The sequence below is a fragment of the Cellulosimicrobium cellulans genome, from assembly GCF_042723955.1.
In the GTDB taxonomy this organism is placed as follows: Bacteria; Actinomycetota; Actinomycetes; order Actinomycetales; family Cellulomonadaceae; genus Cellulosimicrobium; species Cellulosimicrobium cellulans_H.
Genome location: NZ_JBHXIC010000177.1, coordinates 1 through 1,115, shown reverse-complemented (window position 1 = coordinate 1,115; position 1,115 = coordinate 1). Strand labels below are relative to the sequence as shown.

Below are 1,115 nucleotides of genomic sequence, written 5' to 3'. Positions count from 1 at the left end.
GGGGGGGGGGCGGGGCCCCCGGCGCCGCCGGGGCGCGGGGCGACGGGACCGGGCCGACGGGAGGCGTCAGGCGCCGACGCGGTACCGCACGAACTCGGTGATGGAGCCACCGGCCTCGGAGACGACCTGGCCGACCGTCTTCTTGGGGTCCTTCGCGAGCGGCTGGTCGACGAGGACGACGTCCTTGAAGAAGCCGTTCAGGCGACCCTCGATGATCTTCGGCAGCGCAGCCTCGGGCTTGCCCTCGTTGCGCGAGGTCTCCTCGGCGATGCGGCGCTCGTTCTCGACCGTCTCGGCCGGGACCTCGTCGCGCGACAGGTAGGTCGGGGACATGGCCGCGACGTGCTGCGCGACGTCCTTCGCGACGGCCTCGCCCGCGGCGTCCGTGGCGACGACGACGCCGATCGACGGCGGCAGGTCGCGCGCGGTGCGGTGCAGGTACGCGGTGACGCGCTCGCCCGCGACGCGGGTCACGCGGCGCAGGACGATCTTCTCGCCGAGCGTCGCAGCCTGGTTGTCGATGACCTGCTGGACGGTCTCGCCGTCCGCGTCCGCGGCGAGCGCCGCGTCGGCGTCGCGCGCGCCGGCCTCGGCCGCGGCCTTGAGGACGCGGTCCGCGAGCGAGATGAACGTGTCGTTCTTCGCGACGAAGTCCGTCTCGGAGTTGAGCTCGATGAGCGTCGCGACCTGGCCACCCTCGGTGTCGCGGATGTCGACGGCGATGAGGCCCTCGGAGGTCGAGCGGCCCTCGCGCTTGGCGACGCCCTTCAGACCCTTGACGCGGATGATCTCGAGCGCCTTCTCCGCGTCGCCGTCCGCCTCGTCGAGAGCCTTCTTGACGTCGAGCATGCCGGCGCCGGTGCGCTCGCGCAGGGCCTTGATGTCAGCGGCGGTGTAGTTCGCCATGGTGGTTCCTCACTCGTGGTTCGTCACGGGTTCTTCGTCACGGGTACGTGCAGGGGGCACCGTGGCGGTGCCCGGTGTCGCCGGTGGGACGGCACGGGGTGCGCGGGGGGGCGGCCCCGCGCGCCCCCGCCCCGCGCCCTCGGAGCGGCCCCCCGGCCGCGGGGCGCCCCGCCCCCCCCGGGGGCGCCCGCCGGCCCGGCGCGGGGGGC

At 75.0% G+C, this 1,115-nt stretch carries 1 protein-coding gene; it reads right to left on the bottom strand.

From position 1 onward, the window contains the following. Nucleotides 1-66: 66 nt before the first annotated feature. The gene (gene tsf / locus ACFWH7_RS21050) at nt 67-906 is read right to left on the bottom strand and encodes a translation elongation factor Ts (protein WP_378219642.1); all 840 of its coding nucleotides are present in this window, start codon (nt 904-906) and stop codon (nt 67-69) included. Between the last annotated feature and the right edge of the window lie 209 nt (nt 907-1,115).

What these genes read in the sequence shown, in the direction of transcription:
- tsf (WP_378219642.1), bottom strand. Translation starts at nt 906, where the DNA reads ATGGCGAACTACACCGCCGCTGACATCAAGGCCCTGCGCGAGCGCACC.